The 21660-nt window shown below is 38.3% G+C and carries 17 protein-coding genes and 1 pseudogene; 12 read left to right on the forward strand and 6 right to left on the reverse strand.

Translation table 11 applies throughout. The annotated features are described in order from the left end of the window. Positions 1-7: 7 nt before the first annotated feature. Positions 8-1156, reverse strand: coding sequence for an alpha/beta hydrolase family protein (locus tag C8D97_RS03190; protein WP_109761893.1), 1149 nt, complete (start codon positions 1154-1156; stop codon positions 8-10). A gap of 160 nt (positions 1157-1316) precedes the next feature. On the opposite strand from C8D97_RS03190, the gene metJ reads away from it, so the two are divergent. From metJ to C8D97_RS03205, 3 genes are all read left to right on the forward strand, one after another. Next, positions 1317-1598, forward strand: a complete 282-nt coding sequence (gene metJ, locus C8D97_RS03195) for a met regulon transcriptional regulator MetJ (protein ID WP_109761894.1) — start codon at positions 1317-1319, stop codon at positions 1596-1598. 149 nt (positions 1599-1747) lie between these two features. Continuing rightward, positions 1748-2455, forward strand: a complete 708-nt coding sequence (locus tag C8D97_RS03200) for a helix-turn-helix domain-containing protein (protein ID WP_109761895.1) — start codon at positions 1748-1750, stop codon at positions 2453-2455. 297 nt (positions 2456-2752) lie between these two features. Then, on the forward strand, positions 2753-2977 hold the full coding sequence (locus C8D97_RS03205) for a DUF6316 family protein (RefSeq protein ID WP_109761896.1): 225 nt from the start codon (positions 2753-2755) through the stop codon (positions 2975-2977). Positions 2978-3132: 155 nt separating this feature from the next. Here C8D97_RS03205 and C8D97_RS18090 read toward each other — a convergent pair. Both C8D97_RS18090 and C8D97_RS18560 read right to left on the reverse strand, forming a co-directional pair. Beyond that, positions 3133-4068 (reverse strand): annotated as a pseudogene (locus tag C8D97_RS18090) (IS3 family transposase); the annotation flags it as partial. After that, the gene (locus C8D97_RS18560; RefSeq protein ID WP_109761898.1) at positions 4040-4255 is read right to left on the reverse strand and encodes a transposase; all 216 of its coding nucleotides are present in this window, start codon (positions 4253-4255) and stop codon (positions 4040-4042) included. The gene C8D97_RS18560 and the pseudogene C8D97_RS18090, both read right to left, overlap by 29 nt. 382 nt (positions 4256-4637) lie before the next feature. Here C8D97_RS18560 and C8D97_RS03220 point away from each other — a divergent pair, with 382 nt between their 5' ends. Genes C8D97_RS03220 through C8D97_RS03230 form a run of 3 tightly spaced genes read left to right on the forward strand, consistent with a single transcriptional unit; the run spans position 4638 to position 10702 of the window. Continuing rightward, positions 4638-9281 carry an RHS repeat domain-containing protein gene (locus tag C8D97_RS03220; RefSeq protein ID WP_146196068.1) on the forward strand — a complete coding sequence of 1548 codons (4644 nt, stop codon included), beginning with the start codon at positions 4638-4640 and terminating at the stop codon, positions 9279-9281. A gap of 15 nt (positions 9282-9296) precedes the next feature. Then, positions 9297-10187 (forward strand): RHS repeat-associated core domain-containing protein, encoded by an 891-nt coding sequence (locus C8D97_RS03225; RefSeq protein WP_210204834.1) that lies wholly within the window; start codon positions 9297-9299, stop codon positions 10185-10187. Between the two features lie 2 nt (positions 10188-10189). After that, positions 10190-10702: a hypothetical protein gene (locus tag C8D97_RS03230; protein WP_109761900.1), complete on the forward strand. Its 513-nt coding sequence runs from the start codon at positions 10190-10192 to the stop codon at positions 10700-10702. Positions 10703-11217: 515 nt separating this feature from the next. Here the strand turns inward: C8D97_RS03230 and C8D97_RS03235 are convergent. Together C8D97_RS03235 and C8D97_RS03240 are read right to left on the reverse strand one after the other, a co-directional pair. After that, the gene (locus tag C8D97_RS03235; protein WP_109761901.1) at positions 11218-12240 is read right to left on the reverse strand and encodes a discoidin domain-containing protein; all 1023 of its coding nucleotides are present in this window, start codon (positions 12238-12240) and stop codon (positions 11218-11220) included. A gap of 305 nt (positions 12241-12545) precedes the next feature. Next, on the reverse strand, positions 12546-14663 hold the full coding sequence (locus C8D97_RS03240; protein ID WP_109761902.1) for a winged helix-turn-helix domain-containing protein: 2118 nt from the start codon (positions 14661-14663) through the stop codon (positions 12546-12548). Between the two features lie 336 nt (positions 14664-14999). On the opposite strand from C8D97_RS03240, the gene C8D97_RS03245 reads away from it, so the two are divergent. The 4 genes from C8D97_RS03245 to C8D97_RS03260 all read left to right on the forward strand — a co-directional run bounded on the left by C8D97_RS03245 (position 15000) and on the right by C8D97_RS03260 (position 16952). Further along, positions 15000-15515 carry a GNAT family N-acetyltransferase gene (locus tag C8D97_RS03245; protein WP_170115120.1) on the forward strand — a complete coding sequence of 172 codons (516 nt, stop codon included), beginning with the start codon at positions 15000-15002 and terminating at the stop codon, positions 15513-15515. Positions 15516-15588: 73 nt separating this feature from the next. After that, the gene (locus C8D97_RS03250) at positions 15589-15942 is read left to right on the forward strand and encodes a hypothetical protein (RefSeq protein ID WP_109761904.1); all 354 of its coding nucleotides are present in this window, start codon (positions 15589-15591) and stop codon (positions 15940-15942) included. Positions 15943-16319: 377 nt separating this feature from the next. Next, entirely contained in the window at positions 16320-16652 is a 333-nt protein-coding gene (locus tag C8D97_RS03255; RefSeq protein WP_109761905.1) for a hypothetical protein, read from the forward strand. Between the two features lie 123 nt (positions 16653-16775). After that, positions 16776-16952 carry a hypothetical protein gene (locus C8D97_RS03260; protein WP_170115121.1) on the forward strand — a complete coding sequence of 59 codons (177 nt, stop codon included), beginning with the start codon at positions 16776-16778 and terminating at the stop codon, positions 16950-16952. Positions 16953-18007: 1055 nt separating this feature from the next. On the opposite strand, the gene C8D97_RS03270 is transcribed toward C8D97_RS03260, so the two are convergent. Then, the gene (locus C8D97_RS03270) at positions 18008-18286 is read right to left on the reverse strand and encodes a hypothetical protein (protein ID WP_109761908.1); all 279 of its coding nucleotides are present in this window, start codon (positions 18284-18286) and stop codon (positions 18008-18010) included. Positions 18287-18418: 132 nt separating this feature from the next. On the opposite strand from C8D97_RS03270, the gene C8D97_RS03275 reads away from it, so the two are divergent. Further along, complete coding sequence (locus tag C8D97_RS03275; RefSeq protein ID WP_109761909.1) at positions 18419-18949, forward strand: hypothetical protein; 531 nt, start codon at positions 18419-18421, stop codon at positions 18947-18949. Between the two features lie 254 nt (positions 18950-19203). Next, a complete protein-coding gene (locus tag C8D97_RS03280) occupies positions 19204-21660 on the forward strand; it encodes a M1 family metallopeptidase (protein WP_109761910.1) in 2457 nt (818 codons plus the stop codon).

The raw sequence follows: 21660 nt of genomic DNA on the forward strand, positions 1-21660 counted from the left end.
GTAACGCTCACTTTAAATCGTTTAAAAATTGTTGAATGATCCGGCCAATCGATTGTTGCTCTTTTAAAAAAGCGTCATGGCCGTAACGGGAATGTATGGAAATCAGTTTTGAATTGGCCAAACTGGCCATTCGTTCAATCAGGGCATGGGGGATCAATTGATCTTCGAACACGCTGACGCAGGTCAGTGGTGTCGAAATGGCACGGGGATTAATGCTGTGCAAATCAATCGACTGAGATAAGCGACAAAATGCATCTGCGTCAAAATGTTGGGCAAAATCATGACCGCGAGATTTAAGATAATTAACAATCTCGGCGTTAAAGCCTTCATCTGTGATCGAACAGCTTTGATTAAATCGATCATCCAGTTCAGCCGATGAGCGATAGGTCAGCATGGCAAGTGCCCGAGCCAATATTTGTGCCTGATGTGTTTGCTGACCCTGCTGGCCAAGCGCAATGATTTCGCGCTGAATATATCGGATGGCAGTACTTTGTGCCGAGGCTGTGTGGGCGGCGCTGATCACCAGTGCTTGTTTGATGGACGCTTGAAATGGTTTCGATTTTTTTAAGGTGCTAAATGATTGTTCTGAACCGTCATGGGTATTATTAGAGCGGTAAAAGGATTTATTAAAACGATTATGGGATTGAACTGGATCCTCGTTATCTGTTTTGGAGCAATTATTCGACAGCAGCGACAACACCACTTTTCCGCCATAGGAGCTGCCAATAGCCGCTTCAAACTGACTGATCGACAAATGATGTTGCAACCAGGCAATGGCATTCGCCTGATCCCGTGTATCTATGGCATTGCAAAGGGCAGAGGCATCCGAGTCGGGCGCTGAAGATTGTCCGTTACCACCAAGGTAGTCGATACCGAGCACGCAGTAGTCGTTTAAGTTTATGGCACCTTCGTTATTGACCTGTGCTGACCACCAACCCGAAGCATATTCTGTGGTGCAATGCGCCACGTCACGCCCAGCGGAGATCCCGCCGAGCACAAGAATACAGGGCTTGTTACTATCGCCGTATAAGGTATAGGCCAGTTTTCCTTCGTTGATAACGCCGCCATAATGTAAGCGCCAGTGTGCAGGCAACGCAGCGCAGGTGCGCTGTATCGCTATTTTGGGCGGACATTTGACGGTTGCGGTGACACTCATTTGCTATCTCGTATGGACGTTTAGACGGCCAAATATAGAGTTGTCCTATATAGATGTCAAGATGTATAGACGTCCATTGGTAGAATTAATGGTTATGTTAATTGACAGATAAGACCAGCAAGGTAAGATCTCGGCGTCTTATCTGTATTTGAGGTGTCAAATGGCTGATCGAAAAGGCGAGGGGATTTGCCCTTACGCTGAACATGGCAAAAAAAGCCAGGAAGTAAAAAAAATAACGGTATCCATACCTTTAAAGGTGTTAAAGATACTGACCGATGAGCGCACACGCCGTCAAATCAATAATCTGCGACACGCTACCAACAGCGAACTGCTGTGCGAAGCCTTTTTGCATGCTTACACAGGGCAACCACTGCCGTCCGATGAAAACCTGTCGAAAGAAAAAGCGGAAACCGAATATTGGGTGAGTGACGAGTCATCTTAATGCTAAAACTTTCGAGGAATTGACGTTTTAACCTAAACAAAACGAAATATTCCTCGAAAGAGCCTTTTATTACCGAATATTCATCTTTTTATGCCTGAAGGAATACCTAAGAATACTCAGGAATGGAGCAATCTACACAGAGGTGAATAATGAAAATCGGTGAAAAAATAAAACAACTGCGACAGTCCCATAATATGACGCAACCAGCGTTGTCGGAAGCTTTGGGCATCGAGCAGTCGTACTTATCCAAAATAGAAAATAACAAAGCTATCCCGTCGTCTGATATTTTTGATCAGATCTTGCTGCTGTTTAATGTCACCAGTGAGCAGGTATTGAAGGATTTAAATGCACGACACATTAAACAGGACTTAATGCAAATTATGGCTTTGCAGCAAGCCATTGGAGCACAACAAACCATGCTGTTGGCAAACCGGCAGCGTTTTCTAATATTGGCCGGTGCCTGTTTTACATTTGGCATTGCGCTCATGGCGATTGGATTTTTAAACGCATTTACCACAACCTATTACACCTACCAGAGCATGGGCATCGTATTGCCAGGCGAGTCAAAAGAGGTGTTTAAAAACTGGAGTAAAGGCGTAAGAGAAGTCAGTAAATCGTTGGATAAAAGAACCGAAATGTACAATCGGCGCAATGAGGTACTGGAAACTCACAACGATTATCGAGGTGATCTTTATTTTGTGGAAGTAGAAGGCGGTAGTCGTACCTTTCGGCTTGAAAAGCAAAAAACCGTCTATTTTAACAATTGGAATAATGCGGCAAAGGTGATGGGGATCGTACTATTTTCGCTATGTTTTTTCTTACTTTATGTAGAGCGACGAGCAGCCAAGATTAGTTAGACTGTTATGAAAATCGCGCGGTTATAAAAAACTAGCGGTTATACATAGTTTATTTTTTATCAAGTTTTGAGATGGCTGTGCTGCAGCAATCTCAAAACAGTTTAGGAAAAAAATCGATTTGATTTAAAGCCTTTTTATCTAAAAAAATTCTCTAATAAATAACCACTTAGTGAACAATCTCAATAAATAGAATCAACAAGCGGCTGTAAATGAGTGTTGAATTTTAGATGTGTCATTCGATCTTCATAAAAAGATCGTCTAATACAATACATTCGTTGATAAAAAAGGTGCTTGGAAATGAAATTAGTAGACTCGTCGCTAAATAAACCCCAATACAACCTGTTTTATCGATCCAGCCGTGTTTTTAGGGTTGATAGGGAGTGGTTCTTCGAAGACGAAAATGGCAAGCCATTTGGTCCGTTTGATTCGAAAGACAAAACCATGAAAGCCGTTAGAATTTATCGCGATGTTAAGCAGCGCGGTGTGCAACTACCGTTTGATAAGGTAACAAAGATCTTGTAGTAATTTAATAAGTCTAAGCTTCTTACCTATATAACTTCTCAGATACACTTATCTATAACATAGGAAAGTAGCGATATTTACTTTCAAATAAATTCTTAAGACTGTATATTAACCAGCCCTAAAGTGACCTTTACCCCAAATAACGGACACAGATTTTAAGCTGCCGAACCCTCGAATATCATAGGCGCTTTATAGCCCAAATGAGAGTGGTGGCACCTTCGATTATAAAATCCTTCGATGTATCTGAACAAGCTCATTCTTGCTTCTCGAAGATTAAAGTAATTTTCAAAATTCACATGCTCACTTTTTAGTGTGCCAAAGAAACTCTCAGCAACGGCATTGTCCCAACAGCTTCCTTTTCGACTCATACTGATAGTGACATTAGCTAAGACTGACTCAAGATCTTCAGAGACATACTGACTTCCACGGTCTGAATGAAATAATCTTGGCAAACACCCTCGACGAACCTGAGCTACTTTAATTGCATTACAGACAAGCTCTGCCTTCATGTGTTCCGCCAGTTCCCAACCAATGACTGCTCGTGAATACAAGTCGATAACAACGGCCAAATAAATCCATCCCGTGTTGGTGGGAATATAGGTAATATCACTGACCCAAACCTGGTTGGCTCCATCAACCGTAAACTCTCGGTTAAGCAAATTACCGGCCACTGGCTTGCCATGATTTGAGTCGGTTGTTACAACGAATTCTTTAAACTGTTTAGGATAAATATTATTTTCTTGCTTAAGGCGAGCGACTCGCTTGTGATTAACCGGTTCCCCTGATTCGTTCAGCTCCTTGGTTAACCTTGGAACACCATAAACCTGTTCGTTATCGTTAAAACCTTCAACAAGCTTGCTCAGTAGCCGCTCATCTTCAATTTTTCGAGCACTCGGTAACCTACTTAGCCAATCGTAATAACCAGAATAAGAGATGCCCAGAGCTCGACATTGTAGATAAACATTAAACTCCGGATGTTCTTTAATAAACTGAAATTTTACGCTTGGTGCTTCGCAAAGTAGTACAGCCGCCTTTTTTAATATTTCTTTTTCCTGTCTGAGCTCAGCTACTTCCTTTCTGAGTTGTTTTAACTCTTTCTCTGACGTAAGCTCGACTTCTGATGGTTAACAGTTCGCTACGATACTTGGTAACCCTGTTATAAAGTGAGTTAGGGTAAATGCCTAGTTCTTGTGCTATGGAAGCTGTACTACGATCACTTGAAGTCGCTAACAGAACCGCATCAAGTTTGAATTGTTTAGAATACTTTCTATTTGACATTTGGATACCTCATTTCTGTTATTGTAACTAAGAAATTTGTACCCGTTAAATTGGGTAAACCTCAAAACTTTAACTATATAGTCAAGAAATTTTAAAAGCATTTAATATGTGGTGTTAACATTTGTGTATAGCTAAAAATTATATATCCATTTTGACATGTATGGATTACCAAGTAATATACACTTTCTAGTGATAATTCACTAGAAAGTGTTGGTGATCTAGTAAAAGTGAAATCCACCTTGGACTTAATGATGGACGTATTTATTGCATTTTATAATGGAAATAAACTTGAACTAAGATTAAATCACGCCGTTTAGGATTGTTGTTTAGTAAATAATTAGTTTATATATAAAAAATAACTCACACCATTAAGGATTATATTTTGTTATTAGTTATGGATAATTTCTTTAAAATATTTAAGTATATTATTTGGAATATATTTGCGATGGGATTGGTTTTTATAAGCGCTCATGCAGAAAGTGGAGACCGAATTGTTGATCCTGACACATGGGAGCGTTTGAATATTAATAATATCAAACCTCTTAACTCCCCTTTTGGAGAACATCTTGACTTAAATTCTGGCTCTCTTTCTTTCAATACTAGGGATGTTGATATCTTGGGGAATTTTGATATTCCTGTAGAAGTTCGTAGAAAAAAGAATATGTATAGTCATGGTAGTGACATGACAAGAGAGTTTGGTGACTGGTCTCTCGATATACCTGTAATTAATAGTAAAATAACATCATACTATGATAACTACTCAAATTGGGGAAGAGATAGACTTACATCTTGGGAAGGAGCTCCTTTTCCTGACCAATCTGCATTAGAGTGTACATCAAAGTTAGGTAATGGTTTTATGTACGATATTCCTGATAACCATCCAGGCACTTCTCACCCAGAAGTTATACCTTCACACTCAATGTGGAATGGTGATCATGTGTCAATACCAGGGATATCTAATGAAAAAATTTTGACTATATCTAGCCAAAACGCAACAAAACTAACCAAGTCAAATTATAAAGTAGAGTGCTTCAATCGTGCTGATGGAACTGGTGAAGGATTTTTAATTACCACAACTGAAGGAGTTGAATACACTTTTGATATGCCGAAGTATGTTGTATATGTCGGTCCTCCAAACAAAAGTGTAATAGCTCAAATGAGAGTTTCTAAAATAAAAGATAAATTTGGAAATGAGGTTATTTATGAGTATGAAAATGGCTTTAATGGAATAAAAGATACTCTTGGTAGCTCACCACGAACAACTCCTTATTATTATGATGCAGGAAACTTAAAGTCCATAACTTCTAGTGATGGTAGAAAAATAGTTTTTCATTGGAAAGATTACGGGATAGAAGAGCGTATTGAAAAGGTTGTGGCTCATACAGGTGAAGCATCAAGAACTTGGTTGTACCAATACACTAATGGTGGTTATCTAAAAAAGGTAATACTTCCTGATGGGAAATCCTGGTCGTTTGGACTTAATACGCCGGTAGTACCTGCTATAGAGAGAGATCGTGGAGGAATGCTTAAATATAGCAAACCTTATTATCCTGGCTATTGCGAAGTAAAAAGTTCTGAAAAAGATAAAGTAATAAGAAACACGATCACAGATCCATATGGAACTAAGGCAACATTTTCTATGAAGCCAGTTTTACATGGAAGAAGTAATTTTTTACATGATCTATTAAATAAAGGGATGACTCCTTCTTTTGAACCATGGAGAGTATCTGTACCAATGTACATAAATGTGAATTGTACAGTTAATTGGGCTGTTGTAAGTAAGAAAATTGAAGTTAAAGGAAATAATGATCAAGAGTGGCTATTTTCTTATTCAGAAAATAGGGGTGGGTACATTAATGAAGATGGAAAAACTCTGCGTTCAGCATTGCCTATAAGTATGAATGATGTTCCTCCTATAATTGAAGACTTAAAAAACTATAAGACTACAATGATAATCAATCCAGATGGATCAAAAACCATTCACTATATAAACCGAAATTTTTCATCTCATAAAGAAGGTCAAACTGTCGCAATTGATTATTTCGATAATGATAGTGTTACGCTTTTGAAGCGAGAAGAGAGAACATATGTTTTAGGTGATAATGTAGGTTGGTCGGGTGTTTCAAGAGAAAATTTGCTTCCTATTAATAATCGTATTAATTTAACTAAAAGAAAGGTAACTAACTACAAAAGTAACTATCCAACAATATATTATAAAGAATATTTTGACTTTAATGAGTATGGAGTACCAACTCGATTATATGAGCACAATAGCTTTTCATCAAATATAAAGGAAACAGTTACTGATTATAAACACGATAAAACTAATTGGATATTAAATTTACCTATAAAAATTAAAGTTAGTAATAATAGAGTGGATTTTCATACTACTCGTCAAGTTGTTTATCATTCAGAAAATCAAGGATCCTCCCAGTACGCAAGTTGGAGTGTACCATATAAAACATATGAATTCGGTGTGCTAACGAACTCTTATAGTCGTTATCACTCGGATGGAAATCGGTATGCTGTCAAAGATTCTCAAGGCAATATAACCTATTATAGAAACTATTATCGTGGAGTACCTAGAGTAATAGATTTACCTGGTATATCAAAAGACTTAATATCTGAAGTTAATAGTGATGGGACAATTAAATCAATAACAGATTATAATGGTTATAAAACAGTTTATGATTACGATTTAATGGGGCGAATTATCAAAATAACATTGCCTCTAGAAGGTGGGCAAAAAAAATGGCAAGACGTCAAAATGTCATTTGGAGTAATTGATAATGACGATTTGGCTATTCCTGGTTTGGTAAGCGGACAATGGAAACATGTTACAACCCAAGGGAGTTATCGAAAAACCTCTTATTTTGACTCTTTGTTAAGAGAGGTTTTATATAAAGAAGAAGATTTGTCAAATAATATCTTACAAAAATTTCGTAAAGTTGAATTTGACTATGCGCATAGGCCGGTGTTCCGATCAGTTTTATCTAGCTATGTAGGAGAGTCTACAGGAACAAGTATTACATATGATGGCTTAGGAAGAGTGGAAGCTATTGCGACTCCGGCTGGTTCTACAAGCTTCAGTTACTTGACGAGTAATCGTATACAGAAAGTTAGCCCTAGAAATTTTACTACAACATATACCTATCAAGCATTTGGCGAGCCGAATTATAACTACATTACAAATATAAAGTCTCCTGAAAATATAGTTACTAATATGAAAAGAGATGTATATGGCAAGTTAAAAAGTATTACTCAAAGTGGTGCTGGAGCTTCTTTTAGCCGCAGTTACTATTATGATAGCAGACAAAAACTATGCCGTATGTATAACCCAGAAACAGGATATACAGCTATGCATTATAATAATGAAGGCTTGTTAAGTTGGGAGCGAGTCGATACTCATTCGAACTTTTGTAATCAATCGGACGTTCCGAGTGGTGCTACAAAATTCACTTATGATCCAATAGGAAACCTTACTAAAGTCAATTATCCCTTGGGGACTTTAGATTTGGATTTTGTATATGATAATAATGGAAATATGACATACGCTTCACGAGGGAGTGTTAAATGGAGTTATGCGTATAATAATTTAAATAAGCTATCAAGTGAAACATTGAATATTGATGGACGCTCATTTAGTGCTAGTTATGGATACGATGGGCGGGGGCAGTTAAATGAAATGATTTATCCAAGTGGCAGACAGCTAGGTTTTTTGACAAATGCATATGGACAACCTACTCGTGCTGGAAATTATGCATACTCCGCTCAATATTATCCTACAGGAGAGCTAAGACAATTTATTTATGGGAATAATCGCATGTACACCATGGTATTAAATGATGAGCTTTTTCCAGAAACCGTTGGCGTTTCTAATCGTGCTCAGGTTACTTATGGATATGATGCTAATGCTAATATTACTTCTATTACAGATCACATAATTTCATCAGAAAATAAAAGTATGATTTATGATGGGTTGGATAGATTAGATTCTGCATCAGGCCCATGGGGTACTTCTTCGTTTGTTTATGATTCGTTGGGTAATATTAAAAACAAACAGCTCGGTTCCAAAAGTTATAATTACAACTATTCTGAAAAGACAAATCTATTGACTTCAGTAACTGGTAGTAAAACATATCAATTCGAGTACGATGTAAACGGGAATGTACAAAGTAATGGCCATCATAATTTTCATTATGATAAAGCCAATTTACTTTTAAGTGTGAATAACGGTAATGTTGCTAACTTTAATTACGATGCGCATAAAAGAAGGGTTAAGGTTACAGAGGACGACAAAACAATTTACCAGTTTTACACACTATCTGGGCAGCTTTTACATAAGTATAACTTAAATAGTAACCAGCCTGAAGATTATATATACATGAAGGAAAAGAACGTTGCTAAGGTTGAAGGTTGGCCTGGTCAACAAGGGCCTGTTGCCCCATCGTTCATCGATATAGTTGAAGGAAGCACGGAAGGTACTTTTTCCATCAGTTGGCCAGCATCGATGAATGCAACCTATTACAGATTGCAAGAAAGAAAAAATAATGGTGGATGGATTAATGTGCAATCAATTAGCGAAAGAAGCAAAGCATTTTCTGATAAACCAAGTGGTGATTACCAGTATCAGGTTAGAAGCTGTAATAGCAATGGGTGTAGTCAATATAGAGTTTCTAAAATATTTAGTGTCGATAATCCGGTTATATCTACACCAGGAAAGCCTACAAATATTACTGCACCATCAACTGATAATGATGGTTATTTTGTCGTAAGTTGGTCTTTAGTTTCTGGAGCTGAACGTTATGTACTTCAACAAAAGAAAGGCAGTGGAATTTGGAGAAATGTATTTAATGATACCGGAACTATGTACTTAACGAACTCATTAAGTAGTGGTTCATACTATTATAGGGTTAGAGCATGCAACTCTGTTGGTTGTGGTAGTTATTCTTCGATTGCAAATACTAATGTAATCAGCGTACCAACGCCAAAGCCATGTAATCCAGTATGTGAAATTGAGCCTTAAAGAAGGATATTTAGTATGAACTTAATGTTTAAAATTATAGCGAGCCTCTTTATTTACTTAATTAGTAATATAGTAGCTTCAGAAACGGTAACATATTACATAAATGATATTTCTGGCTCACCAATGGCAGCTATGGATCAGAGTGGAAATATATTATGGAGAGAAAGTTATAATCCTTATGGTGAAGGACGAAAAAAGCCATCGCAAAATAAAAATGATATAGGGTTTACAGGACATCAAAAAGATGATTTTAGTGGACTTACCTATATGCAGGCTCGGTATTATGATCCGGTGATTGGGCGTTTTTATTCGAATGATCCAAAAGATACTCAATCGTTTTTGGCTGAAGGTAAGATTCAAGGGTTTAATCGGTATGCTTATGCGTTTAACAATCCATATAAGTATACTGATCCAGACGGCAAAAACCCTAGAATTGAAAGACGTATAAAGCCCATTGTTAAAACTGTAGCTGAAGCCTTAGGAGGAAAGCGAGCTGTAGCAAGAGTTGAAGCTCGGTTTACACTCATGAATTCTAATGCTTCAGTCAAAGAAATGACGAAAGCTTTAGATGTATATAGAAACAGAGTTACAAAGGGGCTTGAGACACGAGGGTATAAGCCGCAACCTGGAGAGCGCACCATACAAGGACAAGTTGATGCGGCTACACAGGCTGGTAATCCAACAGTACAACGGGGCGGTCAGGATTTATTTCGATTAAGATCTAGTGGACATGGTCAGGCTGGAGCTACAGCTACTCCTCAGAACGTAAGAAATGTCACACCGGATGGAAGAGTCTTTACTGGTAAAGGCCCTGATAGAGCCGTTACCCCCAGGGATATTCGTGAACTTTATAAGGCGCAAACCGAGCAAGGCACGAGCACTGTACGCACAAGGTCAGGGAGATAGATATGAGCACTACTATAGGCCTTGGTTATTCTTCCTCTTGCAATCCTGATCTTGTTCATGATGTTCAGGTTTTAGCTGACAAGTTTGGATACGGTTTATTGAAAGGAATAGGTTATGCTGAATCTGATGTAAGGGATGGCTTAAAAGCTGCTAAAGAGAATGAAGGCTGGGAGCATCTGCTTCTCTTGCAGTCTCCAAGAAATGATGAAGTTGGCCTGGCTTTTGGAATACATGAAGAGTTGACGGCCTTTGAAACAAAAGGGCAGCGCCCTAAGTTTTTTGATTTTCTTGTAGAACTTTCTGAGTTATGTTCTGGCAGATGTAAGAAGTTAGGTATTTTCTTTGCCGGTGAGTGGTACAAAAAAGACCGAGTGCGATTTAGTTATGGAGCTGTAGATGATTTGCTCTCGTTGTTATCAATGCCTGGTCATTGGGGTATTCGGTATCTGATTCCAGAGACGGGGAGTCTACAAGACTCTGATGAAACTCCGCTTTTGTTTGATTTGAAGCTTTGATAACAAGCCCGTTTCGTCAGGCTTGTTATCAACTTCCCAAAATTGTCTGAACCACTTTACCTAACCTCAGATCTGCATAAGAGTTAAAGCCGAGTCACATTGATACTCGGCTTTAACTCTTATGCAGATCTGAGGTTAATTACAATAAAGTTTCAGATTTCAAAAAAACTTCATGGGATGAGAGTTGTAAAAGTAATGTTTATGAAAATAGAGCTTTAGAGCAGTAGTCAACTCTAGATGCAAGCTTGTAAAATGTCAGCTTTAAGCAATTGGTTCGCACAAAAAGCGTGCAAACCCTACATTAAAATGGTAGTGATGTTTTACACAAGTAATGCATCATCACGACACTTTAATTCTCACCACTTTCATAATTTCCATTTCAAATCCGGCGACGGTTTCCTGATCCGCGTAGTAGGTTAAATTAATGCGTTGTCCTTTTATCTTAGGAAAAGAGAAATGGAATATCCAAGCTGACAGACGCCATAAGTCAATCAGCTTGGAATTGTCACTTTATGTTAATAAACTTCTAGTTCATTTACGCGTACGTAAATATACTGATTGTCGGGACCACGGCGTCCAATGACGCGCAGTTTTGAGCCGTAAATTGGTGCAAAAGTATGAGTGCGTTGAACACTTGTATTGCCTCGTTGTGTAACAACGGTTGTCCAACGGTTTCCATTCCAAACTTGTATATCATAGTCTTTAATTTCATAACCTAGGCTTGTATAAAGGACAACTTTAGAAATTCGCTCCAGTCGACCAAAGCTAAGTTGGAGCCATTGAGGCAGACGGCCATCGGGCGTGTATTTGTGACCATTTGCCCAGCTGTATGCGCCGCCTACTCGAGTATTTCGATTACCATCATTCACTCGACTTGGGCTGTATCCTGAGAAGGTAGATTGCGCTGTTGCGGTTGCATTAAGCGCTAAGTTTTGAGCATCTTCGTACACTTCAAGTTCATTAACTCGACCATAAATATACTGGTTATTTGGTCCTCGTAGTGCGAGTACGCGAATTATCGTTCCATTGGTTGGTGTAAAGGTATGCACACGAGAAACGCTAGTGTTCCCACGTTGTTGTACGACAGTAATCCAGTTTTGGCCGCTTCGAACTTGAATATCGTAATCTCTTAGCTCATATCCACGACTGGTATACAGCACAACTTTGGAGAAGGAGCGCTCTGAACGGTAAGACAATTGAACCCAGTTTGGTAAACGGCCGTCCGCGGTATAAGTATGGCCATTAGCCCAGCTGTAATTTCCGCCAACAGTTGTATTTCTATCGCCATCATTGATATTGCTTGCGCTGTAGCCGGGAAAGGTAGATTGCGCCGATGCGTATCCTTGACTGGCAATGTTGCCCGATGAAAGAGTCTCAGGGAGTTGACGCTCTTTGGATGCAGTAACTTGTACTTCATCCGCAGATTGCAATTCCATTTTGTCTGTTACATCGTTTATTGCTTCCTGTTTTCCAGTGGCTAGTAGCGATGTTGAGATCAACGCTCCTACAGCCAGTGAAAGTAACTGTTTTGTATTCATAATATCTCCAAAAATAGTTTGTTAAACAATCATGTTCATTTGCTGAATGTTTGAAACACTTCAATAATGACCGTATAAGAAGTCTTCAGGTTTTAGGTAAGTCATTATCCATTGGGAAAGTAATCTATATTTCGAAGTGAAATTGTGAAAAAAACATGAAATAATTTTTATGAAAGATGTTTTTTCGTGAAAAACGATATTTTATGAGCCAAAAATTGAGATATAACGCTATTCTATAGTTAAATAACTGGGGCACTGAGTTATAGGGAGAATATGAAAGGCTGTCTGAAAAAATTAAACACGCTCTAGTCGTTTGTTAACGCTCTTTTTATTTTCGAGCAAAATAGTTCGTTGTTGATTTGTTGGCACAAGTCTTGTGAACGTTTTTTAAGGTATATGAAGTCGCTGCGGTATAAGTATCTATTGGTTGGTGTTAAGCCATTTTTTAGCGCTTCAATATTAAAAAAGTAACTATCCGTCAAATCATCAAAAAAATAACGGAGCTTTTGAGTTTGATATTCGTGAATTAATATATAACTAGGAGATTTGTATTTATTTTCAACGGATGCTATTGCTTGCTCAATACTGTCAATATTCATTGCCTTGTTCAGTGCCAGTTCAATGCGCAATTGGGTCACTAAAATAGCGTCATAGAGAACATCGGAGGGCGTTAGCTTATGCCTTTCGATAATATCAAAAGCCATATGAATCCATTGATTTGCTAGTTTTTCATTGCCGCTATAAAGCTGTGATCGAGCCATAAGCATAATGTTTTGTAGATTGTTATCGTTTCCTTCGCCAAGACTCGCTGTATTGATATTTATTGCAGATTTTAGATATTGAATGGCCATTTCAAACTTACCGGTCATAAAAAAATGTTCGCCGATATAGCTATGGATCTTTGCCATCTCAGGGTGAATATCAGGAAAGAGGTTTTGCCTGATATCGAGTGCTTTAAAAAGCATTTTCTCGCCACTTTCCCAATCTTGATTCCAAAAAGTAAGCGTTCTACCCAGTTGTTCAAGTCCTGAGGCAGTTCGTTCGTGCATGTAACCTTGAGTGCTCTGAAAAATGTTTAGTGCTTTCTTGCTAATTTTTATTTTTTCGTTGCCATCCCAGATAAACCAGTTAAGTAACCAAAGCGTATCGGCAATTTCTATGTCGTTGGGATTTAAAATGTTCTCAAAAATTGATAAAGCTTTACGAGTATATTTCTCGCCAATTATTAAGCTTTCTGAGCGATCACAAAAGGGGGCAACACAATAAAGGTAGCTTTTCCCAGAATAATAATAAGATCGGGCTAATAGATATGAGTTATTACTGTGGTGTTTTTTTACCTGCTCAAGCGTCAATTGGGATAAATTAAGAACTTCCTGACGATAGTTTAGCTTTATTAATATATCAATTACATTAAATCTCAACTGTATATACTCTTCGGAGTGTAACCCATAAACCATTACAATAAGCTTTTCTATGCGGTTAACTATAATACGTGAGTCTTCGTAGAAGCCTGCAATGGTATATAATTCCATCAAGGCAAAGAGCATTCCTATTTTTTCGGCATTCGAACCCTTAAAGGCATCAATTTGACCAATTGATTTTTTTAGAATGACTTTTAATGTGTTAGTTGTTTGTTTGGGTGAGTCGTGATAACGAATCAAAATATCTTGATAAAAATTCTTTTTGGACTGTGCTTCTGTCATTTTTATGGTGCTAATTCTAAGTTGTTCATTAGTACTTATGTATCGATAAGTGCTAAAAAAAGCCCACAGAATTATCAACAAAAAGCAAAATGAAAATAACCATTGCCGGTAATTCAAACAAATTAAATGTTGGTAAATACCATGCTTATGCAATGATTTGTCTTTAATCGGTGTTCTTTCTTTATTTTCATTTGATTCTGAACTTACTTTTGAAAGACTCAATGTGACCGATTCTTTATTGAGAAATTCTGTCGTTGATTGAGCCTTTAATTGTTCTGGTTGTATAGAGTGAAAGTTTTGTGGGCAAACACTTGCATGTAAACTGTAACCTTTTTTTGGAACGGTCTTTATTAGTGATTTTTTTTCATCTTTTAAGCAGGAACGAAGCTCTTTTATACTTTGCTTTAATACATTTTCACTAACCTGGCGGCCACCCCAAACGTGCTTAAAAAATACACTCGACTCAACTATCTGGGATTTGTTATTAATTAATAAGTTTAAAACACAAGCTGTCTTTTCGCGCAGTTTTACACTTTTTCTGTTGCTATGAGATAATTCTTTTTCTTGAGGGTTATACAACCACTCATTTTCGATAAGAAAAACTTTAGAATTATTAATAGGGCGCTGTGATTGTGAAGTGTTTTGCCAGCTTAAGAGTTTGTCGACAGGCGGATCTTCGCTATTATGCCTTACCCCCTCAAAGTCAATTACTTTATTCATTAATGCACTGCTCAGATTAGCTGTTTTTCGATTATCTAATATTAATTACGTGGCTTTTAATGGAGTAAGAAATTGTTTGAATACCAAGTAGAATGAGTCCATTCATAAAGCTAGAAACTGGAAATTTATATAGTGCCAATATATGATGGATTTTTGCTAGTGTCTAGCGAGCTGAGTCAAACTTTCTGCTATTGAGATATTAACGATTATTTTAAATGGATAGGGTCAAGTGCAATTACTTTCGGTATTGCGCCAATGTAATGATGGTAGTGTTGGTATTAAGTCATATGATGAGTAGTGAGTGCCGATCAGAAATGATAATTATGGATATCAGTTGTGAATTACTTTAATCAGGAATCACCAAGATTAATATATCGAAAGTTGACGCATTCAGATGTGAGAGCCTGGTCAGAGTTTTTTATAGATAACCAAAATCTTCCATTTCTTGGTATTCCTGAAAACCTATCCGCCAGGGAAATGCCTCGGGAATGGATTGCTAAACAATTGAATCGTTATCAAGAGACTGGATTTGGCGGGTTGGCAGCTATATCAAAGACAACTGGTGATCTTATCGGTATTTCTGGTGTTGTCGAAAAGTGGATAAATGATCACAAGGAATATGAGATTAGTTATTCATTATTACCTAAGTATTGGCGCCAAGGTTATGGGTTTGAAATGGCAAGCACTATGAAGCAATATGCAGTTTGTAATAAACTCCATCCCAGAGTAATTTCTATTATGCATAAAGATAATACTGGATCGATAGCTGTTGCCAGTAAAAATGGTATGCAACATCTGTTCGATCTAATGTATATCGATATGCCTTGCCATGTTTACGGGATATCTATTTAGTTAATCATATCTGATTTTTATAACAAAATCTGTGTCCAGTTTTTTGGGGTAAAGGTCAGAAAGGGTTGTTTCAATGTACGAGAACGTCACACTGATTAAGAATAATGAAATAGCAAAAAGAATTACTAATGCAAACAAATTATATGATTTATATGGTTCGGTATCTTTTGAATTGAAACCTAAAGAGCTAGAGTTTCTTAAAAAGCTTATTGAATCATATAAAATAGAGTGCCGAAAGCCTGACTTTGATACAGTTACTTGGGTTGAAAGTCATATCAATAAAGACGGAACAATAAACGGAGGCAAAGGTTCTTTGGTATTTAGTTTTTTACTTACCCATGGCAGAAGGGCGAGGATAATTACTGAAATGCAAGATGAAATGTGTATTGTGACATTAAGGAATGGCAGTGAAATTATGGAGTCTTAGACTTATTCAATAAAAATGCCGAGATATTTCGATAGAGAAATAAAGTCACGCAATAATTTTAACTTTATATGATAGCTTGTAAGCTAAGTTTAGTAATTGTAATTGAGCCTTATGCTAGCAGAGCAAAGGATGAATTAATAGATGTTAAGATATCTTATTATGTAAACTTGAAAGGTATTTGCTAGGGAAGTAAGTTTTCAAATTACAAAGAGCTACAGGAGACTTTTTAATTTAGTCAAGTAATTCTATTAAGGGAGTTTTGGGAAGGAAATGTGGATATTTAATTAAAAAGCAATCCGTACCTTTATAATGATATATTGTGGCGCATCAGATTAAGTTGGTGATAACTGTGACAGCCTAATAGATAGTAAACTTAAATGAAAAAAATTATTAGTAATAATGAAGTGACGTCATCTGAAATTAAGAGGCTTATACATGAATGGAGTCATTTAGAGTCTGTAGGATTTGAGTTGACGAAAGTGGAGCACTCTCTATTTAAAGAGTTAGTTAGTGACTTTCAAAAGAATTATTATAATATCTCGGATAGAAACGAGTGGCAAGAATACGCCTTTAAAAAAATTAATGAAAGAGGGGGTTTTAAGTTAATACATGTGATTGGTTTTTTACTAAATTATGGTAGTAAATGTCGATTGCATGGGGAAAATAGAGGTTCCAATACTATTGTCTGGATGACAAAAAATAGTCCATAAGAAGTGAGTCTATATGGGGCATATAAGTTTGATAGATAATAAATTGGACACATGGGTGTATCTCGACTTGTCGTGTTACAACAACATGTCTTTAATTTATTAGCACTACTATTTGGGCTTTTTATGAAAAAGAATAAAGAGTTAGAGGTAGCTTTTATTGGTTTTTTATTAGCATTTTTGGGGTTTCTATTAGTGGCTATTGAGGTTAGGGATTTAGGTAGAGTTATTATGGGTGCTGGGATGATAGTTGGTTTTATTGGAATAGGTTTAGGGTGGAGAAAGATATTTAACGGTAAATAGCAATTTTGACACACTTATAGTTCTCAGGTAAATTTTTTTGTGCAGTTCGGTAAAGTGTGCATATTGAGTACCTAGATCATTCTAACGGAAAGCTTGTATAAATTTCAGCCTCAAAAACTAACAGTTGGGGTCAGTGGATAATTCAATGAAGGTATTAAGAGTAAGTTATAATTGGAGTAATAGTGGATAGGCTAAAGTACACAGAACTTGAACTTACAAAGTCGCAATTCGCCTCGATTTTGCGACAAGGGGAGCTGGTTTGTTACGACGCTAGCTTTTTTGTACTCGCTGTATTCTTATATCACAAAGTAAGTGGGATTAGTCGAGTTTTAAGTGACTTTGTTCTTGTGTGGCCTTTATTGTTGTTATTTTGGTCTAAAAAATTTAAGCGAATTTTTTTATGCTACGGATGGGCACGATATGCACTAAAGTTAAATGTTGATATGTTTAAAAAAAATAATATGGTTTGTATTCGATTAAGTTGAAATAATAAACAACACTCCCATTGATTAAGCATCATTGCTATTCCATCATTGAAGGGAAAATAGATTCAATGCTGGGTCTTTGGTTGCGTACTTTTTTAAGACAGACGAAGGTAGTTTAGTGGGGGTATTAAATTATGGCATTTAGAGAGCATGATCTATCCAAAGGGGAGTTCGTTTGCTTGCTTTTGAGAGAGGGTGTGATTCAATATCACTCATCTATTCCGCTGTTGGTTCTGCATTATGATCTTGTCTTATATAATAAAACTAATCGAGTATTAAAGATTTTATTTTTACTTATTTTAACACCATTCTTTTTATTAAAAAAATTTAGACGAATATTCTTATGCGTATATTGGACTATTTATTCTGAAAAGATCTGCTTGGCTTCTAGGAAAAACAAAGACTTTGTATTTTTCTATCTAATGAAAAAATAGCTGGCCAGCCATCAACAAAATAATTAGCTTTAGCTTCAAGTCTGTAAAAATGTCAGCTTTAAGCAATTGGTTCGCACAAAAAACGTGCAAACCCTACATTAGAATGGTAGAGATGTTTTACACAAGTAGTGCATCATCACGACACTTTAATTCTCACCACCTTCATAATTTCCATTTCAAATCCGGCGACGGTTTCCTGGTCGGCGTAATAGGTTAAATTAACGCGTTGTCCTTTCAGGTTTTTGTATTTTTTCTGGCGCTTGTATTTAAAGGGGACGTCGTAGCCTTCAAGCATAATGGTGTTAATATACCAGCCATCATCGAGTTCACGCTGAACGTGAGAGGCGACTTTTTTAGCGTCGGATTGAATCAGTTTTTGATGTGACTTTAATAATTTATCAACGTCGTTTTTCATGAAGTGGGTCGGATCATTGGTTGAAAATATGAGCTAAAATCGAGATTATGATGCAATAACACGTCTGTAGAATGTAATACAAAGACTCAATAGCGTTAATTGCGTAGAAACGGATCCCGAAGAGATACCTTGATGATAAAAGTAATCCAGCAACTTTTAAAGTGGTTTATGGTACTGATGTGTCTGGCAGCCGGTGGATACTGGCTGGTAAAGCAGGGAGTATTGCCAACCGACTTGCTCGATAATTTTACTCAGTCGAAAGCGGAATTGGTGACTTATTATCAATGGACCGATGGGAGTGGTAATGTGCGAATTACCCGGGAGCCACCATCGGGTAATGTGACTTACTCCAGTTTTCAAGGCTCGCCGGGACTCGATAGTCAGGTACAACCGGTAGCATCGAAAAAGCCTGCTGATGCGCCCTCAGCCAAGGTGATCAGCACTTATCGCGATGATTTGGAAGCAACTCTGATCAAAAAGGAAATGTTAACCCAGTGTCGCTGGGTGATTACACAACTGTTTAATACCGAGAAGCAGATAAACAATGCTGAAACGGAGGAGCGTGAACAGCTTTGTAAGGACTATCGGCAACGCCTGTTGCAGTTGCCTTCGTTAAACTGCAAGGCAAGCATGGACGATGTTAAAGCGGATATTTGTGGATGATATGTGCCTTGTAGTTGGAATGGCTAATTTGTAAAAAAGTATGTAAGCCATAGCCTGAGACTATACAACTGTGCATAATCGCATCGTTTTGCTCCCATATTTTGACACTATTCTGTAAAGCGATATGATGTGGGGCTTGTTTAAACTAGCCGCCAGAGGCCAAGGATTTTGGGGATTGGTGAATCAATCGGTTTGCGGTGATGAATGATCAAAGACAGACGTTTTTTGTAAAAATATTATAAAGAGAGAATACAATGACTTTATTGGGGCAAATTAAACGCGGACTTTTTATTGCGTTACTCAGCAGCGTTGCCTGCGCTGGTGCCATTGAGCAAACCAAAGGTGACTTTAAAGACAAGTTTCGTCAGCTGGACGAAGTACTGCCAACACCAAACGATTACCGCAATGCGGCCGGTGAGCCCGGTCGTGATTACTGGCAGCAAAAGGTGGATTACAAAATTGACGTGACGCTACTTGAAGATAAGCGTCGTCTTGAAGCTTCCGAAACCATCACCTACACCAATAACTCCCCTTACACACTGAAATACCTTTGGCTGCAACTGGAGCAGAATCGCTTTAAGCCGGATTCTGTGGCCGAATCGACCGTTGCTTTTGGTGGCTTGGGTCGTCGTGGGCCAACCAGCAGTTTACCGAGCAGCGATAAACCAGCGCGTTTAAGTCTGGGGCAGTTGCGCCGACAACAATTTATGGATGATGTTGAACTGGGTTACACCTTGTCGGATATCACGGATCTTGATGGCAATACTTTAAAGCACACCATTGTTGGTTCGCAGATGCGAATTGATTTAAAGCAACCATTAAAGCACGGTGAATCGATTACTTTCAGTCTGGACTTTGCGTTTAATATTCTGGACGAAGATGCTGTGGGTGCGCGCTCCGGCTTTGAGCATTTTCCCGATGATGCGCGCAAGGGCGGTAATGATATTTTCTTACTGGCACAGTGGTTCCCCAGACTGGCCGCGTTTTCCGATTACGAAGCCTGGCATAACAAAGAGTTTTTAGGTCGCGGAGAGTTTACGCTGGAATTTGGTGATTATGATGTGTCGATGACTGTACCGGCGGATCACATTGTTGCTTCTACCGGTGTACTGCAAAATCCTGACGAAGTGCTCACCGCTACACAACGTGAACGACTGGAGCAGGCGAAAACCGCAAAGCGTCCAGTATTTGTTGTAACGGCTGAAGAAGCACTGGATAACGAAAAAGCATCCACCGATGAAACCAAAACATGGCGATTTACCGCCGAAAACGTACGCGATTTTGCCTGGTCGTCTTCGCGTAAGTTTATGTGGGATGCCAAAGGTTTCCAACAAGGCGGCGACGAGCAACCTTTTGTGATGGCAATGTCGTTTTTCCCAAAAGAGGGTGGCGACTTATGGAAAAAATATTCCACAGAATCCGTCATTCACACCATGGAAGTATACTCACGCTTCACCTTTGATTACCCCTATCCCGTATCCATCAGTGTGAATGGGCCAGTTGGCGGCATGGAATACCCCATGATCACCTTTAATGGGCCGCGCACCATATGGCACGAAGACGGTACTCGAACTTACACACTGGCAGAAAAACGCTTTTTGATTGGTGTGGTTATTCATGAAGTTGGGCATAACTATTTTCCGATGATTGTTAATTCCGATGAGCGTCAGTGGACCTGGATGGACGAAGGCCTTAACAGTTACTTAGATGGTGTTGCTGGCCGCGAGTGGGATCCAAAAATTCCCTGGGGTGTTGAACCAAGAGACATTGTCGAATACATGAAATCCGATGTGCAAGTGCCGGTTATGACACAATCCGACAGTGTTTTAAAACTAGGCCCTAATGCTTACACCAAACCCGCCGTTGCGTTAAATATTTTGCGCGAAACTATTATGGGGCGTGAGCTGTTTGATTTTGCCTTTAAAGAATATTCCACTCGCTGGAAAAACAAACGTCCGACACCGTCTGATTTTTTCCGTACCATGGAAGAAGCCTCCGGTATTGATCTGGACTGGTTCTGGCGCGGCTGGTTTTACACCACCGACCATGTGGATATTTCTATTGATAAAGTCTATAAGCTGCGTTTAGATACCAAAGATCCCGATATCGACTTTGATCGCCGTCGTCAGGAAGAAGCGGATAAACCAAAATCCATTTTTGTTGAACGTAATAAAGAAGAAGGCAAAAAGCTCTGGGTTGAATTAAATCCTGATGTAACGGATTTCCACGATAAACACGACCGCTTTACCGTGACCAATAAAGACAGAAACAAATACACTTCGTTTCTGGCCAAGTTAAAGCCCTGGGAACGCGAAGCGTTTGAGCGAGCAGTCAAAGAAGATAAAAACTACTATGTTTTAAACTTCTCCAACATTGGCGGCTTGGTAATGCCGATTATCTTGCAACTGACGTTTGAAAACGGAGACACAGAGTCACGATACATTCCTGCGGAAATCTGGCGTAAGTCTCCAAAAGAAGTGAGCAAGTTAATTATTACCGATAAAGGTAAAGATCTTGTTTCTGTTACCGTTGATCCACACTGGGAAACGGCCGATGTAGATGTTGATAACAATCACTACCCTCGTAAAATTATTTCTTCGCGTATTGAAGCCTATAAAAGTAAGGCGCGAAAAGGATGGGAGCGAAAAGACATCATGCACGATATTAAAACTGAAATTAAAGAGCCAAAGAAAAAAGTACAGAAGAAGTAA

It is taken from the genome of Pleionea mediterranea (assembly GCF_003148745.1).
GTDB classification, from domain to species: domain Bacteria; phylum Pseudomonadota; class Gammaproteobacteria; order Enterobacterales; family Kangiellaceae; genus Pleionea; species Pleionea mediterranea.

Coding starts and splice junctions, on each gene's coding strand:
- C8D97_RS03240 (WP_109761902.1), bottom strand. CDS start 14,663: ATGAATAAAGTAATTGACTTTGAGGGGGTAAGGCATAATAGCGAAGAT.
- metJ (WP_109761894.1), top strand. CDS start 1,317: ATGGCTGATCGAAAAGGCGAGGGGATTTGCCCTTACGCTGAACATGGC.
- C8D97_RS18560 (WP_109761898.1), bottom strand. CDS start 4,255: ATGTCAAATAGAAAGTATTCTAAACAATTCAAACTTGATGCGGTTCTG.
- C8D97_RS03260 (WP_170115121.1), top strand. CDS start 16,776: ATGAAAAAGAATAAAGAGTTAGAGGTAGCTTTTATTGGTTTTTTATTA.
- C8D97_RS03205 (WP_109761896.1), top strand. CDS start 2,753: ATGAAATTAGTAGACTCGTCGCTAAATAAACCCCAATACAACCTGTTT.
- C8D97_RS03250 (WP_109761904.1), top strand. CDS start 15,589: ATGTACGAGAACGTCACACTGATTAAGAATAATGAAATAGCAAAAAGA.
- C8D97_RS03235 (WP_109761901.1), bottom strand. CDS start 12,240: ATGAATACAAAACAGTTACTTTCACTGGCTGTAGGAGCGTTGATCTCA.
- C8D97_RS03280 (WP_109761910.1), top strand. CDS start 19,204: ATGACTTTATTGGGGCAAATTAAACGCGGACTTTTTATTGCGTTACTC.
- C8D97_RS03270 (WP_109761908.1), bottom strand. CDS start 18,286: ATGAAAAACGACGTTGATAAATTATTAAAGTCACATCAAAAACTGATT.
- C8D97_RS03275 (WP_109761909.1), top strand. CDS start 18,419: ATGATAAAAGTAATCCAGCAACTTTTAAAGTGGTTTATGGTACTGATG.
- C8D97_RS03230 (WP_109761900.1), top strand. CDS start 10,190: ATGAGCACTACTATAGGCCTTGGTTATTCTTCCTCTTGCAATCCTGAT.
- C8D97_RS03200 (WP_109761895.1), top strand. CDS start 1,748: ATGAAAATCGGTGAAAAAATAAAACAACTGCGACAGTCCCATAATATG.
- C8D97_RS03255 (WP_109761905.1), top strand. CDS start 16,320: ATGAAAAAAATTATTAGTAATAATGAAGTGACGTCATCTGAAATTAAG.
- C8D97_RS03190 (WP_109761893.1), bottom strand. CDS start 1,156: ATGAGTGTCACCGCAACCGTCAAATGTCCGCCCAAAATAGCGATACAG.
- C8D97_RS03225 (WP_210204834.1), top strand. CDS start 9,297: ATGAACTTAATGTTTAAAATTATAGCGAGCCTCTTTATTTACTTAATT.